Consider the following 23,273-nt stretch of genomic DNA (forward strand, 5'->3'; position numbering starts at 1 on the left):
TAGACGCCTAATTTATGAATAAAAAAGTAAGAGTTAGTGATCTAGGAAAAAAAGATTACAAAGAAACATGGGACTATCAAACAAGTTTGTTAGATGAGATCGTTTCATTAAAGAGAGAAAAGAGAAATGGAGGAGGAGAAATAGAAACTCCAAATTATTTTTTATTTGTAGAACATCCACATGTATATACCCTAGGGAAATCGGGAGATATAAATAATTTATTACTAAATGAAGAGAAGCTTAAAGAAAAGGAAGCTACTTTTTATAAAATAAATAGAGGAGGGGATATTACCTATCATGGTCCTGGTCAAATAGTTGGATATCCAATTTTAGATTTAGAGAACTTTTTTACTGATATTCATAAGTATTTACGTTTGTTAGAAGAGTCAATTATTTTAACAATTGCTGAATATGGTATCAAAGCTGAAAGAAGTGAAGGAGAAACAGGTGTTTGGTTAGATGTTGGAACACCGTTTGCTCGAAAAATTTGTGCTATGGGAATTCGTGCAAGTAGATGGGTAACCATGCATGGGTTTGCACTAAATGTGAATGCAAATTTAGGGTACTTTGATAATATAATTCCTTGTGGAATTCGTGGTAAAGCAGTAACCTCTATGGAAGCTGAGCTTGGGAGAAAAATACCAGAAGAGGAAGTGAAAGAAAAAATTCTAAAACACTTTAAAGACTTGTTTGAAGTAGAAGAATTTATTAAAGTATAAAAAAAGGGTTGACATTGTCAACCCTTTTTTTAGTTTCTATAGAAAACTAAAATTATTTTTTAGCTTTAACTTCGAAAGAAATTTCCATTAAATCATTAATGAATTTATCTTTTAAAGCAGCATCAATTTTCTTAGAGCTATAAGTAATACCAAAGTCAGTTCTGTCAATGTTAAAAACATCACTTTTAAAAGTAACAGCATCTTCAGTTTCAGTAATAGTAGCAGGAATAGTAATACTCTTAGTAACGTCTTTTAAAGTTAAGTTACCAGTAACGTGAACTTTTCCGTCTTTTACTTCAGAACTAGATACTTCAAACTTAGCAGTTGGGAATTTCTCAACGTCAAAGAAGTCAGCATTTTTTAAGTGACCTTCTAATTTTTCTTTACCGTTTCCAGCTTCTAAATCTTGACAAACGATAGTGTTCATGTCGATAACGAATTCACCAGACTTTACAGCTCCGTTTTCAATTTCTAAAGTTCCTTTTTCTAAACTTACAACACCGTTGTGAGAACCAGTTGGTTTAGTTCCTTTCCAAGTAACTACAGATTCAGCAACGTTTGCTTTGTATGCATTAATAATATTTTCTGTTTTTGCTACTTCTTTTTCTTCGCTAACAGCAGTTTTGTTTTTCTCTGTTTTACAAGCAACAGCTCCCATTGCCATAAAAGCAATAGCTAAAATTGTTTTTTTCATCTTTGAGTTTTTAATAATGATTATTAATTGAGCACAAATGTAACAAAAAAATAATTTCCATGGGATTTAATTTTTTGTTAAGATGTGATTAATTACGTAAGAAGCAGCTTGTAAGCCAAAAGCAGCAGGCATATAACTAATGGTTCCGTAGTATGATTTTTTATAGTTAGTTCCATCGGTGAGTTTTAAACTTTCAGAAATTTGAATTTCTTCGGAATAAACAGCTCTAACTCCTTTGTCTACTTTTAATTCTTTTAAGCGTTTACGTAAGGCTCTAGCCATTTTACAATGTTTAGTTTTACTAATGTCTTTCACCTTTACTTTAGAAGCATCTATCTTACCACCAGCGCCCATAGAACTAATAATTTTAACTTTTTTTCTACGCGCTGCAACAATTAAATTGATTTTAGGAGTAATACTATCAATACAATCTAGTACATAGTTAAAGTTTGGAGTTACAATTTCAAAGGCTCTTTCAGGTGATAAAAACTCTTCTAAAACGGTCAATTCAATCTCTGGGTTGATGTCTTTAAGTCTCTCAGCTAATATTTGTGCTTTTGATTTTCCTATGGTGCTATGTAGTGCTGGTAATTGACGATTTATGTTTGTTTTGTCAAAAACATCGCCATCCACAATGGTCATTTTGTTTACCCCTGCGCGTGCAATAAATTCCGCTGCAAACGATCCAACTCCACCTAATCCAACTACTAAAACATTGGCTTTTTTAATCTTCTCTAATCCTTCTTTTTGAACCAATAATTCGGTACGTTCTAACCAACTCATCTCTTAAAAATTCTACTAAAATTTTGTTTTACAGTATTTATAATATTTTGTTTTTCGGTTTTTCTTAGTTCGCTAGCAATGTTGTATATATTTTCAATATGCTCTTCGGAAGTATCTGTTTCTAGAAAAAGAAAGTCTAACGGAAGTTTTGAAAATGTTTCTTGTAGCCTCTCATTTTTTAGTAAACTTTCTCCGAAAGATATACATATTTGGTGCTGTATTAAATCGAGCGCAATTTGGTGATTTTTATTGAATCCGTGAACAATCCATGGTTGTTTTGGATTCATTTCTTTTTTTAATTGAATAATTTCTTGAAAAGCCCTTACACAATGAATGATTAAAGGCTTGTTGTATTTTTCAGAGAGTTGAATTTGCTGCTTAAAAACTTTTATTTGAAGAGAGAAATCAACATCTGTTATTCTGTCTAAACCACATTCTCCAAGAGCATAGCAGTTTTCTGAGCTTAGCTGCTCTTCAATAATTTTTATGTCGTTTTGTAAGGTGTTTTCTGAAATATACCACGGGTGAATGCCAATAGAAAAAGGAGTGCTAAAGTCTGTCGAATTAGGGTATTTATTTTCTATTGAAAAAACATCTTTTTGGATAGATGAAGTGTGGGTATGAATATCAATAAACTGCAATTATACTTTGTCTTTGGTGTCAATAACAATAGTTACAGGTCCGTCATTCAATAATTCTACTTTCATGTCTGCTCCAAACTCACCTGTTTGCACTTTTTTGCCTAAATCTGTTTCAAATTGCTGAACAAAATTCTCGTATAACGGAATGGCAACGTCAGGTTTAGCAGCTTTAATATAACTAGGTCTGTTTCCTTTTTTGGTAGAAGCGTGTAAAGTAAACTGGCTTACTACAATAGCATCTCCGTTTATATCAAGTAATGATTTATTCATTATGCCTTCTTCATCATTAAAAATACGAAGGTTTACAATTTTTTTAGTTAACCAATTGATATCCTCTTGTGTGTCTTCATCAATAATACCAAGTAAGACTAATAATCCGTTTTGGATATCAGCAACTTTAACACCTTCAATAGTAACACTTGCTTTTGAAACACGTTGAATTATGGCTTTCATTTTCTTAAAACTTAAATTATTGGATAAATTGAAAGTTTATATTACTCCCAAATATCGGTTCGGTAATGTTCTTCTTCGCCTTCTAGAATTTGTAGGTAGCTCTTGTAACGAGACCATGCAATTTCTTCATTTTCTAAGGCTTCTTTAACAGCGCACTGTGGTTCGTTCACGTGAATACAATTGTTGAATTTACAATCTTGTTTTAAAGCAAAAAACTCAGGGAAATAATCACCTAATTCATCTTTATCTATATCTACCACTCCAAAACCTTTAATTCCTGGAGTATCAATAATACGAGCATCAAAACTTAAATCGAACATTTCAGCGAAAGTAGTAGTATGTTGACCCTGTTTATGTTGTTCAGAAATTTCTTTGGTTTTTAAGTCCAATGAAGGTTCAATAGCATTGACTAAGGTAGTTTTTCCAACTCCTGAATGACCCGCAAACATGCTTACTTTACCTGTCATCAACTCTTTTATTTTGTCAATATTGATGTTTTCGGTAGCAGAAACTTCTATACAGTCATACCCGATAGCTTCATAAATGTCTTTTAGATACATAATTTCTGCACGTTGTTCAATTTCGTACGAATCAATTTTATTAAAAACTAAAATTGTTTTGATTGAATAGGCTTCAGCAGTGACCAAAAAACGATCGATAAACGTGGTAAAAGTAGGAGGGTTGTCAATGGTAATTAATAAAAATACCTGATCGATATTAGAAGCAATTACATGGGTTTGTTTTGATAAATTAACCGATTTACGAACAATGAAGTTTTTACGTTCATGAATATTGGTAATCAATCCTGTTTCTTCATCATTTTTGGTTTCTAATGAAAAATCAACTATGTCACCTACTGATATCGGGTTGGTACTCTTAATTCCTTTAAGGCGAAATTTTCCTTTGATGCGGCATTTGTATAACTCGCCTTCAGACTTTACCCAATACCAACTTCCTGTAGATTTATAAACCGTTCCTGTCATAGAACAAAGATGAGAATAAAAATTGAATGTTTTAGTATCGTTTAATCGGTTAAATCGTTAATTTTCTGAGCTACTGTTCCTCTTTCTGAAATTCTAATAATCATGAAAATTATTTGAGGAATGAAACCTGGAGAAATAACTAAATCGGCTTTTTCGGTTATTTTTATGTCTCTCTTTTGTATAGTTTTTTCAAAACCACTAATAGGTGTGTTGGCTAATTCAACAGCAAAATTCCAAGCACCATTTCTTGCTAATTCCATACTGAAGTCAACAAAAAAATCGTCAACATTTTTAGTCCATGTAAGGATTTTCTTTAAAAAAGGAAATATTTCAGATAAATCGTTTTGAACTTCATTAACTAAAGAGGATAAAATTTCATTTATTTTATTAAAATCACCATGTAAATTTTGAATGTCTTGTCCTTTGGAAACTTCTGCCGCCGCTATTCCCAAATCTAAATTAATATGTGCGTTCATACCAACTAATAAGTGTTGTAAAACTATATACCAATACTTATTAGCTATACTAAAAGCTCTTTCCCAAGAAGAAGTAATAGGTGTATTATTTTTGTAATTATAATAGGCATCTATGTATCTTTTAGCAAAAATTATATCGAGCTTTTCCATTCGTTGGTTATCATCAAAATAGTCGCTTTGTATGCCTTCATTTACTTTTATTGTTACTTTTTGGTATAAAGCAGCAAAATAGCCTAATGGACTTTGGTTTTCTATAGATTCGTTAATAATATCTTGTAAGATGTTTATAACATCATCAATTGTATGAAGAGGTTTCATGTATTTTAAGTTTGGTTGGATGAAAATACAATAAATTGAATAAAAAAAGACCGCCAATTTCTGACGGTCTTTATAGATTTAACTGTTGATGATTTTTTCTTGATGATTAATACTTTCTTGGTGAATAGCTTTAAACATTTTAAGTACAAACTCTTCACTCAATCCTCTTTCTTGACCTTCTAAAATCATTTTACCTAAGATTTCGTTCCATCGTTTGGTTTGTAAAATAGCTACATTCTTGTCTTTTTTCAATTCACCAATAGAGTCGGCTATTTTCATACGCTTTCCTAGCATTTCAATGAGTTGATGATCAACTACATCAATTTGAGTACGTAGTGTATTTAATGCGTTTCTGTAGTCAGCTTCTGTGTCAGTAGCTTTTCTAACTTTTAAATCTACCATCATTTGAACTAATGTTTTAGGGGTGATTTGTTGTGCAGCGTCACTCCAAGCATTGTCTGGGTCGTAATGTGTTTCTACCATTAAACCATCAAAATTTAAGTCTAATGCAGTTTGACAAATATCAAAAATGATATCACGACGACCTGCAATATGTGAAGGATCACAAATCAATGGTAAATCAGGGAAACGATTTTGTAATTCAATAGGAATTTGCCATTCAGGATTGTTACGGTATCTTGTTTTTTCATAGGTAGAGAACCCTCTGTGAATTACTCCTAATTTTTTAATGTTTTTAGAGTACAAACGCTCAATGGCTCCTAACCATAAAGGTAAATCTGGGTTTACAGGGTTTTTTACTAAAACAATTTTGTCAGTTCCTTCTAAAGCATCTGCAATTTCTTGAACGATAAATGGGCTTACAGTGGTACGGGCACCAATCCATAAAATATCTACATCGTGTTCTAAAGCTAATTTTACATGATCTTTGTTCGCAACTTCGGTAGCAATCAACATTCCTGTTTCTTGTTTGGCTTTTTGTAACCATTTTAATCCTAAAGCACCTACACCTTCAAAATTTCCAGGTCTGGTACGAGGTTTCCAAATACCAGCTCTTAATACAGTGGCATCTGTGTCTTTTAATTCGTGTGCAATTTGTAATACTTGTTCTTCAGTTTCCGCACTACAAGGTCCTGCAATTACTAGTGGATGTCCTAATCCGAAGGCATCTAACCACGTTCTTAATTCTTTTGTATTCTCCATTTGAGTTTCTATTGTTGAGGTACTCCCTCTAAAATTCCGTTTAAAATCTGTTTTATATAGTTTGTATTTTCCATTTCTGTATAGATTTCTGGAAAATCGTTTTCTTCTAATAAGGTTTTGAATTGTTGTAAGTTATGGATATACTCATTTAAAGACTCAATAACATTTTCTTTGTTTTGCTCAAAAATAGGGGTCCACATTGCGGGTGAGCTTTTAGCTAATCGTACTGTAGAAGCAAAACCACTACCAGCCATATCAAAAATATCACGTTCGTTTTTCTCTTTTTCAATAACCGTTTTACCTAACATAAAAGAACTAATGTGTGATAAATGTGATACATAAGCAATATGTTTATCGTGTGATTTTGGGTCCATATAACGAATGCGCATTCCTAATTTTGAAAAAATAGCTAATGCTTTTTCTTGTAACTTAAAAGCTGTTTTTTCTACCTCACAAATAATATTAGTTTTATTTCTAAATAAATTTATCAATGCTGCATTTGGTCCTGAAAACTCTGTTCCAGCAATCGGATGCGTAGCTAAAAAATTTCTTCTCTTCGGGTGACTTTTAATAACATTACAAATTTGTTCTTTAGTCGAACCTACATCAAATACCAAACAATCATCAGAAATAATATCCAATGTTTTCAAAATTACTTCTAGTGAAACATCTACAGGAATAGCAATAATAACTATATCTGCATTTGATAATTCTGAAAATACCGCTTTTTGATGGATAATCCCTTTTTCTAAAGCAAGATCACCATGTTCTTCATTGTAGTCGATTCCGTAGATAGTTGCGTTTTTAAATGCTTGCTGAATATCTAGGGCAAAACTTCCGCCGATTAATCCTAAACCTATGATAAATACGTTCATTATATTCTATTGATTGCTTCTTTTATTTTTTCTTCTGGTACACATAATGAAAAACGAATGTATCCTTCACCTTGGCTACCAAAGATAGTTCCTGGAGCCGCAAAAATGTGTTTGTTGTATAATAACTCATCAATCATTTCTTCAGATGTTTTTCCTTTAGGAAGTTTACACCAAACAAACATTCCTGAGGTGTTTTTATCGTAGGTGCATCCTAGTTTTTCTGCTAGTTCAAATACTAGTTTTTGTCTCTTTTTATAGGTGTTGTTTAATTGTACAAACCAATTCTTGTCTAACTCTAAAGCTTTTGTTGCTCCTTTTTGGATTCCGTAAAACATCCCTGAATCCATTTGAGTTTTTACTTTTAAAATTTCAGTTAAGAATTCAGGTTTTCCAAGTAACATTCCAACACGCCATCCCGCCATATTGAATGATTTACTAACCGAATTTAATTCAATAGCAATGTCTTTAGCTCCTTCAATGTGTAAAATACTTTGAGGGTGTTCATTCAGTATAAAGCTATATGGATTGTCATTTACAATAACAATGTTGTGATTCTTTCCAAAGTCAATCAACTTTTGAAAAGTTTCTTTGGTTGCCTCAGCACCTGTTGGCATATGTGGATAATTTACCCACATTAACTTTATTTTTGAAGTATCTAGTTTTTCTAAGGCATCAAAATTAGGTTGCCAGTTAGTAGCTTCTTCCAAATCGTAAAAAATAGGTTCTCCTCCCAATAAATTGGTTACAGAACTGTAGGTTGGATATCCTGGGTTAGGAATCAATACCTGATCTCCTTCGTTTAAAAAGGCTAATGAAATATGCATAATTCCTTCTTTGCTTCCCATTAAAGGGAGTACTTCGTTGGTAGGATTTATGGAAACTTTATAGTTATTATGATAAAAGTTAGCAACTGCTTGTCTAAACTCTGGTAAACCTTGATAACTCTGATAGCTATGTGCTCCAGTATCTTGTAAACTATCTTGAATAGCTTTTAATACCGATGTTGGAGGTTGTAAATCAGGGCTACCAATACCAATGTTTATAATTGGTTTACCTTCTGAAATTAATTGACGCACTTCTTGTAGTTTTTTAGAGAAGTAGTACTCTTGTACGGTTTGTAATCGATTAGCAAACTGTATCATAATCTTCCATTTTTATATTCGCCTAATATTTTAAATTCTTCTGCCATAATTTGTATGATGGCTTTTGCTTTTTCGTAATCTTCATATGTTTCAAAAGTTACATCAACAAAAAAAGCATACTTCCAAGGGGTTTCAATTTTTGGTAACGATTGTATTTTAGTAAGGTTTAATTTACAATCACTCATTACATTTAACACGGCTGCTAAACTTCCTCTTTTATGATCTAATTCAAATTTTAATGAAGCTTTGTTAATTTCATTTTTACCGTTTTTAGGAAGGCTTGTTTGAAGAAATACGAAGCGAGTTGCGTTATTTTTAATAGTTTGAATTTCATCTTCAATAATTGATAAACCAAAAATATTAGCTGCCATTTTTGGTGCAATTGCAGCAACACCTTTTAATTGATTTTCTGCAATTCTTTTTGCGACTGCAGAGGTGTCAACATCTTCAACAAGTTTTATATGTTTATGCTGTTTGAAAAACTCTTTACACTGTAATAAAGCCATTGGGTGTGAGCAAACCTCAGTAATATCTTCAATTTTTTGATTAGGTAGTGCCATTAAATGATGATGTATAGGTAGGTAATATTCACCTGAAATATGCAAATTATACTTGTCTATTAATGCATAATTAGGGATAATAGAACCTGCAATAGTATTTTCTAAAGCCATAACAGCTTGGTCACTTTTTAAGCTCAAAAGGCTATCTACTAATTTGTCAAAAGACAAACATTTGTCTAATATAATGTTATGACCGTAGTAGTTGTTCGCAACAATATGATGGTTGCTTCCTTGTATTCCTTGAATGGCTATTTTTTTCATTTTAAATAAAAAAAAAGCCTCGATAAATTCGAGACTTTGATTAGGTATATTATTTTGTTAGTTTAACAATATGGTGCAAAGTCTCAGCTCTTACTAAAAAAGTAAAAGTAAAAATAGAAACCTTGCCATACGTTTTGTAACATCATTGTATTTGTGTTCTTTGTATGCGACAAATCTTAGAAATAAATTTTACTAAACCAAACTTTTTTTTGAAAAAATATAAAAAAGAAAAAAGCTCCTCAAAAATTGAGAAGCTTTTCGCGGTCTGGACGGGACTCGAACCCGCGACCCCATGCGTGACAGGCATGTATTCTAACCAGCTGAACTACCAGACCGTTGCTTGAAGCATTATGTTATTTGTTTTAGAGAAACTTTAGCGGTCTGGACGGGACTCGAACCCGCGACCCCATGCGTGACAGGCATGTATTCTAACCAGCTGAACTACCAGACCGTTGCTCTAAGCGGATGCAAATATATAACCTTTTTTTAAATAAAAAAGAGATATTTTATAAAAAATTCTGTCGGCTGATAAGATAGGAGGTAAGTATTTTATCATAACCCTCGTTTATGTCTACCGGAACATAATCTATCTTGTGTTGTAAGCATTTGTTTTTTAGGTTTTTGAAAAAAAAGCTGCTCAATTCTTGATATTTTTGTTGCACATTTTCGGCGTATAAATTTATTTCTTCACCAGTTTCAATATCTACAAATTTTTTTGGTGTATTGTCAAAATCAAACAAAAACTCTGTTTTTTTATCATAGGTATGAAACAAGACAACCTCGTGTTTATTAAATTTTAGATGTCGTAACGCGTCAAAAAGCTCTTCTTCATTTTTATTAGTCTGAAACATATCTGTAAATAAGAAAATCAAAGATCTCCTATGAATCTTTTCAGCTATTTCATGTAAGTATTGATAGGTTTCCGTTGTGGCGTCAGATTTAGAGGATAATAACTGCTCTAATTGATTCAAAAGCATTTTACGGTGACGTTCACTTCCTTTTTCAGGAGCGTAATATTCATAAGTGTCTGAGTAAATACTTAACCCAACAGCATCGCGTTGTCTTTTTAAAATATCCATTAAAGAAGCTGCAGCAACTGTAGAGAAGCCAATTTTATTCAAATTATCAACTGATTGATTTTTGCTGATAGGGTAATGCATAGAAGCTGAGTTGTCGATAATTAAATGACACCTAAGATTTGTTTCTTCTTCATATTTTTTGGTGTATAGCTTTTCAGTTTTAGCAAACAACTTCCAATCAATGTGTCGAGTGCTTTCTCCTTTATTATAAAGTTTGTGTTCAGAAAATTCAACCGAAAATCCATGAAACGGACTTTTGTGCATACCTGTTATAAAACCTTCTACTACTTGTTTAGCCAGTAATTCGAGGTTTTTTAGTTCAGAAGTCGTGTTTTTAAGATCAATCATATAGTTTCGAAGATAAAAAAAAGGTTTAGCAATTGCTAAACCTTTTCTATAATATCAAATTAAAATACTATTTATATATTATAAAGCAGCATCAATTTTATCAGTATATGCTTTTTTAGGAGCGGCACCTACTTGTTTGTCAACAACTTCACCATTTTTAAAAATTAATACAGTAGGGATGTTTCTTACACCATATTTAGCAGCAAACTCTTGATTTGCGTCTACATCTACTTTACCAACAACAGCTTTACCGTCGTATTCATTACTAATTTCATCAACGATAGGAGATACCATTCTACAAGGTCCACACCAAGCTGCCCAAAAGTCTACTAATACCGGTTTGTCAGATTTTAATACTACTTCTTCGAAAGAAGCATCTGTAATTTCTAATGCCATTTTATATATGTTTTATCTAAGTTATTATCTTACTTTGTACAGCACAAAAGTAAGCAAATATTTTTCCAATGCAATTTTACAAAAATTACTTTTTATTATCATAGTATCAATACTTTCTATTTTTTAAAGCTTAGTTTGTTTTTATGTGTGTAAAATAATCTATAACTTTGCACCAATATTTATTTGAGGAAAAATTTGACTGATTGCAACCTCAATGAACAATAGTTCAGAATAAAAATGCTAAAGCAGTAATTTTCTACTCCTTTTAGCGACTCAGCAATCCAAGTTTTTTCTTTTAGTTAATTTAAAAAGAAGTTTTTATGTCATATTTTTTTACTTCGGAAAGTGTTTCTGAAGGACATCCAGATAAAGTAGCAGATCAAATTTCTGACGCTTTAATAGATAATTTTTTAGCATTTGACCCAGAATCTAAGGTTGCTTGTGAAACTTTAGTAACAACAGGTCAGGTTGTATTGGCTGGAGAGGTAAAGTCATCAACCTATTTAGATGTTCAAAAAATAGCTCGTGAAGTAATCAATAAAATTGGTTATACCAAAGGAGAATATATGTTTGATGGAAATTCTTGTGGGGTTTTATCAGCAATTCACGAACAATCAGATGATATCAACCGTGGGGTGGATAGAGCTTCTAAAGAAGAGCAAGGAGCAGGAGACCAAGGTATGATGTTTGGATATGCAACTAACGAAACAGAGCATTGTATGCCGTTAGCGTTAGATTTATCACATATCATCTTAAAGGAATTAGCAGTAATTCGTAGAGAGAATAAAGAAATTACTTATTTACGTCCAGATGCTAAAAGTCAGGTAACAATTGAATATTCTGATGATAATGTACCACAACGTATCGAGGCTATCGTAGTATCTACTCAACATGATGATTTTGCTGATGATGAAACAATGTTAGCAAAAATTAGAAAAGATATTGTTGAAATTTTAATTCCTAGAGTTAAAGCACAATTAACTCCAAAAATTCAAGCGTTGTTTAATGATGATATCAAGTATCATATAAACCCAACAGGAAAGTTTGTAATAGGTGGACCTCATGGAGATACTGGATTAACTGGTCGTAAGATTATTGTTGATACTTATGGAGGAAAAGGAGCACATGGAGGTGGAGCATTTTCAGGAAAAGATCCAAGTAAAGTAGATCGTTCTGCAGCGTATGCAACCCGTCATATTGCAAAGAATTTAGTGGCGGCTGGAGTTGCTGATGAAGTATTAGTACAAGTATCGTATGCAATTGGAGTAGTGGAGCCAATGGGAATTTTTGTAGATACTTACGGAACATCAAAAGTTGGTTTAACTGATGGAGAGATTGCTCAAAAAGTTTCTGAAATTTTTGATATGCGTCCACACGCAATTGAAGATCGTTTAAAATTAAGAAACCCAATGTATAGTGAAACTGCTGCTTACGGACATATGGGGCGTACAAATGAAGTAGTTTCTAAAACCTTTACACAACCTAACGGTGAAAGCATTACATTAGATGTAGAGTTGTTTACTTGGGAGAAATTAGATTATGTATCTAAAGTAAAAGAAAGTTTCGGTTTGTAAAAGAATATAGATATAGTAAGAAACTTATGAATAAAAAAACTCCATTTTTAAGTTAAAAATGGAGTTTTTTTATTGATTTAAGAGCACTATAGTCTGTTTTTTTCATCGATTTTCTTTTCTTCCTTTTTCTTTTTTAAAGATTGGTTTCCGAAATTATAAGTAAACTCTACCCGAACATATTGCGTTTCCATATTATCTATAAAATAATTGTTTTGATTTAAATAATTAGTAGAAACTTTTACTATTTGAGATTTTAAAATATCTGATAGTTGTACAGATAATTTTGCTTTTTTATTAAATAATTCTTTAGTAAGTCCAAAAGATAAATCTTCACTTCCTTCTATTGTTAAAGAGCCTTGAATTCCATCAGTAACTTTATAAAAACTTAATTCAGCAGTTAAACTTTTATCTTTTAAAAACTGGTAGTTTGTGGTTACATATCCATAATAGCCCCAAATACTATTTTTTACTAATTGGTTGTTGTTTTCAATAGCTGTAAATTGATCTTCATTGTAATACAAACTATGTTGTGTATAGAAACTCCATCGGTCAGAAATATTAAAATTAGTATTAAAATTTATTCCATAACTTATGTTTTTAGGAATGTTAACAAATGAATAACGTAAAGTGTTTGTGTTGTTATTTTGAAAGTTAATTTCAGTGATATAGTCAGATACATGACTATAATAGACGTCGAAATTATATTTTTTATGAAAGCTGTATTGTAATTCTAAATTATGCGTAATTGCAGGTTGTAATTTGGGGTTTCCTTGATAAAAAGAATAATCACTATAATAAAATTTAAAAGGATTTAAAGAAGAATAATTAGGTCTTGTAATTCGTTTACCATAAGTAGTACTTAATTGATGTGCCTCATTAGGGGTATATTGTAAATAAAGAGTTGGAAATAGTTTAAAATAATGATTATTGGTTATTTGATTTAAGGTAACAGAATTTCCTGTTAGAGAGGTGTATTCTCCACGTAAACCAGCTTTAAAATTAATTTTATTAAAAGAAGTTTCATAACTTACATAGCCAGACATGTTGTTTTCGGTATATGAAAACATATTAGATTTACTATTATCTATTATAAATTGATTGTTTGAAAGGATGTAGTGTTTTAAATCACTTTCAGAGTTAATTGTTGCGTATTTTATTCCAGTTTCTAATTTGGTTTTGTCGTTTTTATACTCATAATCTAATTGAGAATTGTAAATTTTGGTGGTTTGTCCAGTAAGTGTTTCAAAAGTCGTATTGTTTGTAAGGTTTTTGTCAATATCAAAAAAATCAGTTTTTACTTCTTGGTTCCCAGTCCTTTTATAATCTGTAAAATGCCCACTTATATTTAATTTTTCTTTTTCAGAAAGTAACCATTCATATGTAATATCTAGTCCTAAATTCTTAGTGAAATTTTCTGACAGATTGAATGTTGAAAATGAAGATTGAATACTGTTGTTGGTATTGCTTAAAACATTAGATTCTGTAAGGTTACGTCCTTTCCATTTCGGACTATAATATAGCTGACCACCTAAGGTTAGACTACTTTTTTTATTGATGTAAAATTCTGAATTCAATCGAATATTATGTGTGCTGTACCACGAATTTCTATCTAAAAAAGAATGATATTTTTCACCCGTATCTTTTTGGTCAAAATTAATAACTTCTTCTTCCAAGCGATTTCCTCTACCTTTGCTATATGAGTAACTTGCATATAGGTTTACATTGTTATTTTTAAAATAATGAGAGGTATTTATATTTCCTGAAGAAAAACGAGCTTTTCTGTACGAAGTGCCTATTTTTCCTTTGTAACCACTTATAGCATTTTTTTTCATTTTAATATTTAATACAGCATTTCCTTCAGCTTCATATTTAGCTGGTGGATTCGTAATTACTTCAATAGCAGTAATATCTTGAGCCGAAGTACCCTCTAGTAAATCTTTTAAATCATTATTAGATAAATACACTCGTTTATCGTTAATTAAAATAATAATATTGCTTGAATTTCGTATAGTTAAATTACCGTTTCTTTCTAATACTCCTGGAGTTTTTCTTAAAATATCCCAAGCATTTCCTGTTGATAAAATAGTATTTTCTACATTAAAAACTAAACGATCTACTTTGCGTTTTATAGTAGGTTTTTTGGTGTTTATTTGAATTTCGTTTAATGTTTCTAAATCCTCTACAAGGGTAATAGGTGTTAGTTTTTTGTTGTCTTCTATTTTTATAACCTTAGAAACCTCTTTATAACCAATAAAGTTCACGCGTAGCTCATAAGTGTTAGCTTCAATATTATTAAAAAAGAATTTTCCATTTTCATCGGTAATATTCCCTTTGTAAATAGTTTTTGTTGTAGTATGTAACAGTATTACATTAGCAAATGAGATAGGATTTTTAGCGCTATCTATTACCTCTCCAGAAAATGAATATTGAGCAGTTATTTGAGCTGACCAAAATATAATAAAGAGTGATTGTATTATTTTCATGATTATGTGTTTTGATGTAGCAAAATTGAATAATCTTAGTAAGAAGATTGGTTAACCATAAGTTAATGCTAGGTTAATGCAGAAATTAATAAGTACTTGGTTTATTAACAGAATTTAAGCCCCGTACTGTTTTTGAGAAATAGAAGATCTTTAATAGTTAATGCAAGGTTAACACAGGTAAAAAAACCTTTTTTATTTTCTTTTTCATGTATTTTTGAGGTAATGAAAACAACAATAAAGATATTAATTATAGCCTCGGTAATAGCAATTGTAATACTTTCTATTATACAGTATTACTTAATATCTAATACATTTCAATTACAAAAAGACGCTTATGTTAAAAAAGTGAAAAAGGAATTGAGGTTTATTGAAATAAATGAACGGAAAGATGATTGGGATGAAGCGTACTTGGCAAAAACTCAAAAATTAATTAAACAGTATAAAAAAGGAATATTTTCAAAAGAACAATTAATTACTCAATTTTCTCAGTTTAACGATAGTATCAACAAAGATTTTATGGATTATTTTAATCAAAAAACACAAAAATCTGAACTAAAATCTCCCGTAAAATATCAAGAAAAAATAACAAGCGTTGTATTGTTAGGAAATATAATGAACGATACTATCGTATCTCCAAAAAGTGATGGCTTTTTATTGTTTGGAGAAGTATTGAACCCTAAAACGAAATTTGGTTTTAATAGTGGAAAATGGAATAGTGAAAGTATATCTAGAAAAGACGGAGATAGTTTGTTGGTTACAGAAGAAAAAATTCATCTAGAAATAAAGTCAATGAGTTATATTGATATTCCTGAATGGAGAACTGCTGTGTTACAAGAAATGATAGGAATATTATCACTATCAATCTTATCTATTTTAACCGTAATAGGATTGTTTATTTATGCACTATCATCTTTTATAAAACAAAAGAAAATTACCGATGTAAAAACCGACTTTATTAATAATATAACACACGAGTTAAAAACACCTTTAGCTACATTAAGTATCGCAACAAAAACAATACAAGAAGAAAAAAGTGTTAAAGATAATGCTATTGTACTGAGTACTGTGAATACTATCGATAGGCAGAGGGTTCGCTTGCAAGATATTGTAGATCAGGTAATTAATAATTCTTTAGGGATAAAAGAGATTGTGTTGGATAAAACCAATGTGTCTAGTAAGTTATTTCTTCAAAACTTAATAAATGATTATAAGCTCTCTAAAAGTTCTATTTTGGTAACAGCCTGTTTTAATAAGTTAGATACTCAATTGTACATTGATAAATTTCATATTGCGACAGCTATTTTAAATGTGTTAGACAATGCTGTGAAATATGGAAGTAATAAATTAAAAGTGAGTACCAAAACATTAGGTAATTATTTTAAAATAACTATTGAAGATGATGGAATAGGTGTTGCTAAAGAACATAGGCAAAAGGTTTTTGAGAAGTTTTATAGAGTGGAAAACACCAATGTGCATGATGTAAAAGGCTTGGGTTTAGGATTGTTTTACGTGCATCAAATTATAAAAGCTCATGGTGGAACTGTAGATTTACACAGTGCTAAAGGAAAAGGAACAACAATAATCATTAATATTCCAATATAAAAATGACACAGATTTTATTAGCAGAGGATGATTTAGACTTCGGAAGCATATTACAGCAATATTTACAACTGCATAGTTTTCAGGTTACTTGGGCAAAAAATGGAGTAGAAGCATTTGAAATATTTCAAAAAAATAATTTTGAAATTTGTGTTTTAGATGTGATGATGCCCAAATTAGATGGATTTTCTCTTGCTGAAAAAATTATAGTATTACAGCCAGAAACACCATTTGTTTTTTTAACAGCCAGAAACCAAAAAGAAGATAAAATAAAAGGATTAAGACTAGGGGCAGACGACTATATTGTAAAACCTTTTGAGGTCGATGAGTTAATTCTTAGACTACAAAACATACTAAAGCGAAGCCAAAAAACAACGATAAAGCAACAACAAATTATAATAGAGATAGGAAGTTATAATTTTGATACCCAAACTTTGTTGTTAATGCATAAAAAAAAGACACAACGAGTTACAGAAAAAGAATCATTACTTCTTCAGTTTTTATATAAAAACAAGAATCAGTTGGTAAAACGAGAAGAAATACTAAAAGCAGTTTGGGGAAATGACGATTTTTTTTCAGGAAGAAGTATGGATGTTTTTATAAGTCGGTTGCGTAAATATTTTATAGAAGATCCGTCTATAAAAATTGAGAGTATAAGAGGTGTTGGTTTAGAGTTTAAAACGATTCATTAAGTAAAATAAGCAATATAATTTATTAAAATAAACAGAATGAGCCTTTCATTCTAGGAGATTTATTGTCTAAAATTTAAAAAAGTAATCATGAAAAAATTAGTATTTATCACAGCATGCGTAATGTTTATTTCAGAAAAGGGATTTTCACAAAGTACACCTGTTCCACCCGTTACACCAAGTACGAATACAGTATCTGTAAGCTCTCATACATCAAATAGTTATACTAGTAATCAAAAAGGAGAAAGAGATTCTCATACGATTGCAGTTAAAAACCATAATTCAATATACCGGTTTAAAGCCCGCTTTAATGATGCTTTAACAGAGAGTATAAAAAAACGGTTAATTAAGGAGTTTTTTGAAGATAATTTTTTAAAATCGTACGATGCTTATTTTTGGAAAATTGAAAAAAATGATAGAAATGTTTTTGAATGTAAATTACTTGAAGGTCAAGTGAAAATGTATGTAGATAAAAACATGACTTCAAAAGAATTTCAGCAAAAAATTGAAAAATTAGGTGAAGACTTGAAGTATATCATTTCAGGAGAAACGCCAAAGGAAGTTAAATAAAGAAAACTTTTAGCAGCTCAAAAAAGGTTAGAACAGGCTAAGAAGGCTCATGATAGAGCTAGGAAGAATCTAAACTCAGTAAAGGAAAAGTAATGAAATAGTATATTGGAGGAGAAGATAAAAAAACGAAGGGTATTACCCTTCGTTTTTGTTTAAAAATAATGTAAAATCAGTTTTACTTCACTTGAAATATAAAAGGGATTCTAGCTTGAATTCCTTTTAAGTTTTTCATTTTATGAATGTTGTTGTATAGCTGATAATTTTCATCACCCATTGTTTCTTTTAAGATTTCTTCTTTAGAAGCTTTCATAAAAGGATTCATTTGTAAAGCGTCTTTTAAGTCAGTTTTGTAGTTAGGGTAGTTGCGAACTCTATAGTTTTCAACTTCAGCTAATTCAGCTGCTACTTTAATAGCGTCTTCTAATCCTCCTAATTGATCAACTAAGCCTTTTTCAATAGCTTCTTTACCTGTCCAAACTCTACCTTGCGCAATTTCGTTTACTTGCTCAAAAGTCATGTTACGTCCTGCTGAAACACGGTTAACGAAAGTAGTGTAGATTTGCTCAACTCCTTCTTTAGTTACATCGTAGAACTTCTGATTCATTGGTTCGAACACACTGTAAGAAGCACTATTGTTAGTAGATACTTGTTCTGCATTGATACCAATATTATCAGCAAACTGACTAAAGTTAGGAATCGCACCAAAAACACCAATAGATCCTGTAATAGTTGTTGGTTCAGCTATGATTTCATCAGCATTACAAGCAATGTAGTATCCACCAGAAGCGGCTAAGTTACCCATAGAAACCACCAAAGGCTTTTCTTTCTTGGTTAATTCCAACTCACGCCAAATTAACTCAGAAGCTAAAGCACTACCTCCGGGAGAGTTTACGCGAAGTACAATAGCTTTTACATTGTCATCTTTTCTGGCTTTTTTAATAGCTTTATTAATAATTCCTTGTCCAATATAATGTTCGTTTCCTTCTCCATAGATGATATCACCTTGTGCGTAAATCACCGCGATTTTATTTTTAGCTGTAGAAGAAATTCTTCCTTTTCCTGAGTTGATATAGTCTTCTATAGAAATAGTATTTACTTTTTCATCAGATCCTAACGCTAGTTTTTCTTGATATTCATCTTCGTAAATAGAAGCGTCAATAAGTTTGTTTTTTAATGCTATTTCAGCGCTTCTTCCGTTAGAATTGTCAGCAATACTATTTAATTCTTCAATTGAAATGTTTCTGCTGTTGCTAATATCTTCAGTAATTTCTGACCAAATTGATTTTAAAAAAGAGGTAGTTTGCTCACGATTTGCATCACTCATTTTGTTTTCTAAAAATGGTTCAACGGCACTTTTATATTTACCGTGACGAACAACTTCCATTTTAATACCATATTTATCTTCAAAATCTTTGAAGTATAAAATTTCAGTAGATAAACCTCTAAAATCGATAGCGCCTACTGGGTTTAAGAATAAACTATCGGCAACAGAACTTAAATAATAGTTTTTTTGAGTGTAAATGTCATTATAAGCATAAATGAATTTACCACTCTCTTTAAATTCTTTCAGCTTTTTTCTAATAGCTTGTGTTTGTGCAATACCAGCATTAACAAAGGTTGTTTTTATACTAATTCCTTTAATCTTATCGTCAGTTTTAGCATTTTCAATAGCGTTAATAATTTTGTCTAAAGCTAATTTTTCTTCGGTTAATTCTAATGCTTCCGCAATAGGATTGTCTTCTTTTGGAGCATAATCCTTAATTGGGGTTGATAAATCTAATTCTAAAACAGAGTTTGATTTAACTACAATTTGCTCTTCGGCCCCGACAATAGAAGCTACTGCAAAAAAGAAAGCGAATAGTAAAAAAAGGGCAATAAAAAAGCCAAGAACTGAGGCTAACAGATTTCTTAAAAATTTCATGTTATTGGGTTGATTTTTTGAGCAAATATACAGTTTTTACAAAGATGCTTTTCAAGTTAAAATTACCTGCTAAATCTAGTTGATCCAGCACCTAAGCTCATCTTGTATTTACGTTGAGCAAACTCAAAATAATTGAATAGTTTGTAGTTTACTTCGTAACCATAATCTATATGCGGACTGTAATCAATTACGTTTTCATAAATATTAGGATTGAATTGTAATGGATTTTGTGCTCTATAATTCCAATTTATAACATACAAACGATTTTTATTTTCTAAATACGTTTGCGAATAATAACCTTCTGGTTTGGCTATACTGTTTAAATAAGTAGTAAAACCAGGGTCTATAATAATAATTTCGTATTCTAAACTGTCATTAGCAATAACAACAGGTTTTTCATTAGTGTTTGAAGTGTTCTTTATAGGGGAAGAGCCACAAGCCCATAACATAATTCCTATGATGCTGAGAGCTAAAATATGTTGTAATGTTTTCATAATCAATAGAGTTTAGTAACTATAAAATTGCAAAAATTATTCCGAAATTCATTGATTTTTAACTTGTTTAACAGTAATTTTCAGCATTAAATAAAAGAATATGAAGCAAAGATGTTTTTGGGTTAGTGATGACCCATTATATATTGAGTATCATGATAATGAATGGGGAGTACCCGTATATGATGATGATAAATTGTTTGAGTTTTTAATATTAGAAACCTTTCAAGCAGGCTTAAGTTGGATTACGATTTTAAAGAAAAGAGAAAACTTTAGAAAGGCGTTTGATAATTTCGACTACAAAAAAATAGCAAAATACTCTGAAGGTAAATATGAAGAGTTGCTTCAAGATGCAGGGATTATAAGGAATAAACTAAAGATAAAAGCTACAATAACTAATGCACAATTGTTTATGAAAGTGCAAGAGGAATTTGGGTCGTTCTCAAAATATATTTGGGATTTTACAAACGGTAAACCAATAATAAATAAGTTTGAAAAAAGGGAAGAGGTCCCGGCTACCACAGAGCTTTCTGATGCGATTTCAAAAGATTTAAAAAAGCGTGGATTTAAATTTGTAGGATCCACAGTAATTTATGCACATATGCAGGCTACAGGTATGGTTAATGATCACACAACTGATTGCTTCAGATACCATGAAGTTTAATTTTCGTAATTTTAGCCTCCCAAAAAATAAACTAAATATTATTATAAATGAAACTAAAACAAATGCTTTGTGCAGTTGTTGCAGCTGGAGTGTTAACTTCATGCGGAACAGAAGCCAAAAAAGAGCCTAAAGTAGCTGAAAAAAAAGCAAAAGAATTTGAATATGTTGTAGAGCAATTTGCTGATATAAAAGTACTACGTTACCAAATTCCTGGTTTTGATGAGTTAACGCTTAAAGAAAAAAAGTTGGTGTATTATTTAACACAAGCTGGTTTATCTGGACGTGATATTATGTGGGATCAAAACTATCGTCACAACTTAGAAATTAGAGCAGCTTTAGAAAACATCAATAGTAACTTTAAAGGAGATAAAGAAAGCGAAGATTTTAAAGCGTTTACAACTTATTTAAAAAGAGTATGGTTTTCAAACGGAATTCACCATCATTACTCTAACGACAAGTTAAAACCTACATTTTCTAAAGAATATTTAGGAACGTTATTAAAAGAAACTAATACTGAGTTATCTGCTGAAGCATTAGACGTTATTTTCAATGATAAAGATGCTAAAAAAGTAAACAAGAAAGCAGGAGTTGATAATGTATTAGCATCAGCAGTAAATTTTTACGGAGCTGATATTACTAGTAAAGATGTAGAAGATTTTTATGCGAAAGCAGATAAAGGACCAGAAGGACAACCAATTGAGGCTGGATTAAATTCTAAATTAGTTCGTGAAGATGGAAAGCTAGTTGAAAAAGTGTGGAAGTCAGGGGGAATGTACGGACAAGCAATCGATAAAATTATTTATTGGTTAGAAAAAGCTAAAGAAGTAGCAGAAAACGAAAAGCAAGCCAAAACGTTAGAGTTGTTAATCGAATACTATAAAACAGGAGATTTACATACTTGGGATGAATATGCAATTGCTTGGGTAGAATCTACAGAAGGAAATATTGATTGGATTAATGGTTTTATTGAAGTTTATAATGATCCTAAAGGGTACAGAGGTTCGTACGAAACAATCGTACAAATCAAAGACTTTGATATGTCTAAAAAAATGAAAGTATTATCAGACAATGCACAGTGGTTTGAAGATAATTCTCCGTTAGATCCAAGTCACAAAAAGAAAGATGTTGTAGGAGTATCATATAAAACAGTAAATGTTGCAGGTGAAGCAGGAGACGCGTCTCCAAGTACTCCAATTGGAGTGAATTTACCAAACAATAACTGGATTCGTCAACAACATGGTTCTAAATCAGTATCGTTAGGAAATATTATAGGTTCATATAACAATGCTGGGGGAACTGGACGTTTAAAAGAATTTGCTAATGATCAAGAAGAAATTGATTTAGAGATCAAATATGGTAAGTTAGCGGATAAATTACACACAGCATTACATGAGGTAATCGGACATGCTTCAGGTGTAATTAATGAAGGAATTGGGCAGCCAAAAGAAACTTTAAAAAATTATGCTTCTACAATGGAAGAGGGTAGAGCAGATTTAGTTGGGTTGTATTATTTAATGGATTCTAAATTACAAGAATTAGGATTAGTTGATGACTGGCAAAAAGTTGGTAAAGCTGCTTATGACGGGTATATCAGAAATGGATTAATGACTCAGTTAATCAGAATTAACTTAGGAGATGATATTGAAGAAGACCACATGGTAAACCGTCAATGGGTTTCAGCTTGGGCTTTTGAACAAGGAGCAAAAGATAATGTAATTGAAAAAGTTACCAGAGATGGTAAGACATATTATAATATCAACGATTATGAGAAGCTTCGTGAGATTTTTGGTCGTTTATTAAAAGAAGCGCAAAGAATTAAATCAGAAGGAGATTTTGAAGCGGCAAAAGCATTAGTAGAAGGTTACGGAGTAAAAGTAGATCAAAATATTCATAAAGAAGTTTTAGATCGTAATGCACAGTTTACATCTGCTCCTTACAACGGATTTGTAAATCCAGTATTAGAGCCAGTAATGGATGCTGAAGGAAATATCACCGATATTAAGATCAAGCAACCAGAAACGTTTGAAGAACAAATGAATTTCTACGCTAAAAACTATAATTTCTTACCAGTAAAAAATTAAGAAGTTAAAAGTTTAAATAATAAAAACCGATTCTGAAAAGAATCGGTTTTTTGTTTTATAATGAAACCTTAAGCGGTTGTGTTATTTCGTTAATAGTTTAGATAAAAACAACAGCGCAATAACTACTGCTATTCCTATGGCTACATATAAAGCACCGTTTTGGTAGTGTTTTTTATTGTTTTTAGCATCCTTTTTATAGCTGAAATACATCAAAACGATAAAAGCTATTACAAATAAACTAGCAAAAATGATTCTGCCCGTAGTAAACATTTTAGCAGCAATAAGTATAAACATAAAATTGTATTTTTAGCA

The 23,273-nt window shown here is 31.1% G+C and carries 23 protein-coding genes and 2 tRNA genes; 7 read left to right on the forward strand and 18 right to left on the reverse strand.

Annotation, left to right across the window (positions count from 1 at the left end; all coding sequences use genetic code 11):
- Window positions 1–14: 14 nt before the first annotated feature.
- Window positions 15–719, forward strand: a complete 705-nt coding sequence (lipB, locus tag C8N26_RS04900; RefSeq protein WP_120186301.1) for a lipoyl(octanoyl) transferase LipB — start codon at window positions 15–17, stop codon at window positions 717–719.
- A 52-nt stretch (window positions 720–771) separates the two neighbouring features.
- On the opposite strand, the gene C8N26_RS04905 is transcribed toward lipB, so the two are convergent.
- From C8N26_RS04905 to trxA, 14 genes are all read right to left on the reverse strand, one after another.
- A complete protein-coding gene (locus tag C8N26_RS04905; RefSeq protein WP_028892403.1) occupies window positions 772–1,413 on the reverse strand; it encodes a YceI family protein in 642 nt (213 codons plus the stop codon).
- A gap of 66 nt (window positions 1,414–1,479) precedes the next feature.
- Window positions 1,480–2,196, reverse strand: coding sequence for a tRNA threonylcarbamoyladenosine dehydratase (locus C8N26_RS04910; RefSeq protein ID WP_120186302.1), 717 nt, complete (start codon window positions 2,194–2,196; stop codon window positions 1,480–1,482).
- The gene (locus tag C8N26_RS04915) at window positions 2,193–2,837 is read right to left on the reverse strand and encodes a TatD family hydrolase (RefSeq protein ID WP_120186303.1); all 645 of its coding nucleotides are present in this window, start codon (window positions 2,835–2,837) and stop codon (window positions 2,193–2,195) included. Before C8N26_RS04915 ends, C8N26_RS04910 begins: the two co-directional genes overlap by 4 nt.
- The gene (dtd, locus tag C8N26_RS04920) at window positions 2,838–3,290 is read right to left on the reverse strand and encodes a D-aminoacyl-tRNA deacylase (RefSeq protein ID WP_120186304.1); all 453 of its coding nucleotides are present in this window, start codon (window positions 3,288–3,290) and stop codon (window positions 2,838–2,840) included.
- Window positions 3,291–3,331: 41 nt separating this feature from the next.
- The gene (rsgA, locus tag C8N26_RS04925) at window positions 3,332–4,273 is read right to left on the reverse strand and encodes a ribosome small subunit-dependent GTPase A (RefSeq protein WP_120186305.1); all 942 of its coding nucleotides are present in this window, start codon (window positions 4,271–4,273) and stop codon (window positions 3,332–3,334) included.
- Window positions 4,274–4,314: 41 nt separating this feature from the next.
- Window positions 4,315–5,067: a DUF5995 family protein gene (locus C8N26_RS04930; protein ID WP_120186306.1), complete on the reverse strand. Its 753-nt coding sequence runs from the start codon at window positions 5,065–5,067 to the stop codon at window positions 4,315–4,317.
- Between the two features lie 78 nt (window positions 5,068–5,145).
- Window positions 5,146–6,228: a bifunctional 3-deoxy-7-phosphoheptulonate synthase/chorismate mutase type II gene (locus C8N26_RS04935; RefSeq protein ID WP_120186307.1), complete on the reverse strand. Its 1,083-nt coding sequence runs from the start codon at window positions 6,226–6,228 to the stop codon at window positions 5,146–5,148.
- Between the two features lie 8 nt (window positions 6,229–6,236).
- Complete coding sequence (locus C8N26_RS04940) at window positions 6,237–7,103, reverse strand: prephenate dehydrogenase (protein WP_211327786.1); 867 nt, start codon at window positions 7,101–7,103, stop codon at window positions 6,237–6,239.
- Entirely contained in the window at window positions 7,103–8,245 is a 1,143-nt protein-coding gene (locus C8N26_RS04945) for a pyridoxal phosphate-dependent aminotransferase (protein ID WP_120186309.1), read from the reverse strand. The genes C8N26_RS04940 and C8N26_RS04945 overlap by 1 nt, the downstream gene beginning before the upstream one ends.
- Window positions 8,242–9,066 (reverse strand): prephenate dehydratase, encoded by an 825-nt coding sequence (locus C8N26_RS04950; RefSeq protein ID WP_120186310.1) that lies wholly within the window; start codon window positions 9,064–9,066, stop codon window positions 8,242–8,244. The genes C8N26_RS04945 and C8N26_RS04950 overlap by 4 nt, the downstream gene beginning before the upstream one ends.
- Before the next feature lie 261 nt (window positions 9,067–9,327).
- Window positions 9,328–9,401 (reverse strand) — tRNA-Asp (locus tag C8N26_RS04955).
- A 42-nt stretch (window positions 9,402–9,443) separates the two neighbouring features.
- Window positions 9,444–9,517: transfer RNA gene (locus C8N26_RS04960), tRNA-Asp, on the reverse strand.
- 55 nt (window positions 9,518–9,572) lie between these two features.
- Complete coding sequence (locus C8N26_RS04965) at window positions 9,573–10,493, reverse strand: DUF58 domain-containing protein (RefSeq protein ID WP_120186311.1); 921 nt, start codon at window positions 10,491–10,493, stop codon at window positions 9,573–9,575.
- Between the two features lie 78 nt (window positions 10,494–10,571).
- Window positions 10,572–10,889 carry a thioredoxin gene (gene trxA, locus C8N26_RS04970; RefSeq protein WP_028892415.1) on the reverse strand — a complete coding sequence of 106 codons (318 nt, stop codon included), beginning with the start codon at window positions 10,887–10,889 and terminating at the stop codon, window positions 10,572–10,574.
- Between the two features lie 320 nt (window positions 10,890–11,209).
- On the opposite strand from trxA, the gene metK reads away from it, so the two are divergent.
- A complete protein-coding gene (gene metK, locus C8N26_RS04975) occupies window positions 11,210–12,463 on the forward strand; it encodes a methionine adenosyltransferase (protein WP_120186312.1) in 1,254 nt (417 codons plus the stop codon).
- A gap of 86 nt (window positions 12,464–12,549) precedes the next feature.
- Here metK and C8N26_RS04980 read toward each other — a convergent pair whose 3' ends face one another.
- The gene (locus C8N26_RS04980; RefSeq protein WP_120186313.1) at window positions 12,550–14,946 is read right to left on the reverse strand and encodes a TonB-dependent receptor domain-containing protein; all 2,397 of its coding nucleotides are present in this window, start codon (window positions 14,944–14,946) and stop codon (window positions 12,550–12,552) included.
- A gap of 222 nt (window positions 14,947–15,168) precedes the next feature.
- Here C8N26_RS04980 and C8N26_RS04985 point away from each other — a divergent pair, with 222 nt between their 5' ends.
- From C8N26_RS04985 to C8N26_RS04995, 3 genes are all read left to right on the forward strand, one after another.
- Window positions 15,169–16,548, forward strand: coding sequence for a sensor histidine kinase (locus tag C8N26_RS04985; protein WP_147418482.1), 1,380 nt, complete (start codon window positions 15,169–15,171; stop codon window positions 16,546–16,548).
- Window positions 16,549–16,550: 2 nt separating this feature from the next.
- Window positions 16,551–17,237, forward strand: coding sequence for a response regulator transcription factor (locus tag C8N26_RS04990; protein ID WP_120186315.1), 687 nt, complete (start codon window positions 16,551–16,553; stop codon window positions 17,235–17,237).
- A gap of 87 nt (window positions 17,238–17,324) precedes the next feature.
- Window positions 17,325–17,804: a hypothetical protein gene (locus tag C8N26_RS04995; protein ID WP_120186316.1), complete on the forward strand. Its 480-nt coding sequence runs from the start codon at window positions 17,325–17,327 to the stop codon at window positions 17,802–17,804.
- Between the two features lie 175 nt (window positions 17,805–17,979).
- Here the strand turns inward: C8N26_RS04995 and sppA are convergent, their stop codons facing one another.
- Window positions 17,980–19,725, reverse strand: a complete 1,746-nt coding sequence (gene sppA / locus C8N26_RS05000; RefSeq protein ID WP_120186317.1) for a signal peptide peptidase SppA — start codon at window positions 19,723–19,725, stop codon at window positions 17,980–17,982.
- A gap of 62 nt (window positions 19,726–19,787) precedes the next feature.
- Window positions 19,788–20,219 carry a DUF6146 family protein gene (locus C8N26_RS05005; protein ID WP_120186318.1) on the reverse strand — a complete coding sequence of 144 codons (432 nt, stop codon included), beginning with the start codon at window positions 20,217–20,219 and terminating at the stop codon, window positions 19,788–19,790.
- Between the two features lie 100 nt (window positions 20,220–20,319).
- Between C8N26_RS05005 and C8N26_RS05010 the strand changes: the two genes are divergently transcribed.
- Window positions 20,320–20,880, forward strand: a complete 561-nt coding sequence (locus C8N26_RS05010) for a DNA-3-methyladenine glycosylase I (RefSeq protein ID WP_120186319.1) — start codon at window positions 20,320–20,322, stop codon at window positions 20,878–20,880.
- Window positions 20,881–20,927: 47 nt separating this feature from the next.
- Entirely contained in the window at window positions 20,928–22,961 is a 2,034-nt protein-coding gene (locus C8N26_RS05015; RefSeq protein WP_120186320.1) for a dipeptidyl-peptidase 3 family protein, read from the forward strand.
- An 81-nt stretch (window positions 22,962–23,042) separates the two neighbouring features.
- Here C8N26_RS05015 and C8N26_RS05020 read toward each other — a convergent pair whose 3' ends face one another.
- Window positions 23,043–23,255 (reverse strand): hypothetical protein, encoded by a 213-nt coding sequence (locus C8N26_RS05020; RefSeq protein ID WP_231517319.1) that lies wholly within the window; start codon window positions 23,253–23,255, stop codon window positions 23,043–23,045.
- Window positions 23,256–23,273: the final 18 nt, after the last annotated feature.

Source organism: Tenacibaculum lutimaris, from assembly GCF_003610735.1.
Lineage (GTDB): Bacteria > Bacteroidota > Bacteroidia > Flavobacteriales > Flavobacteriaceae > Polaribacter > Polaribacter lutimaris.